The 204-nt window shown below is 50.0% G+C and carries 1 tRNA gene and 1 rRNA gene; both read right to left on the bottom strand.

Annotation, left to right across the window (positions count from 1 at the left end):
* Positions 1–59, bottom strand: a tRNA-Ile gene (locus FHC52_RS22710).
* Between the two features lie 77 nt (positions 60–136).
* Positions 137–204 (bottom strand): 16S ribosomal RNA (locus tag FHC52_RS22705); the annotation flags it as partial.

The raw sequence follows: 204 nt of genomic DNA, 5'->3' as shown, positions 1-204 counted from the left end.
GAGTGGACTTGAACCACCGACCTCACCCTTATCAGGGGTGCGCTCTAACCACCTGAGCTACAAGCCTGCAGAGATTTTTACTGCTGTTTTTCATCAGACAATCTGTGTGAGCACTGCAAAGGCAGGTTCTTTAAGGTAAGGAGGTGATCCAACCGCAGGTTCCCCTACGGTTACCTTGTTACGACTTCACCCCAGTCATGAATC

The organism is Enterobacter sp. EC_64, assembly GCF_019584165.1.
Taxonomy (GTDB): Bacteria; Pseudomonadota; Gammaproteobacteria; order Enterobacterales; family Enterobacteriaceae; genus Enterobacter; species Enterobacter roggenkampii.
This window is presented reverse-complemented; position numbering and strand designations above follow the sequence as displayed.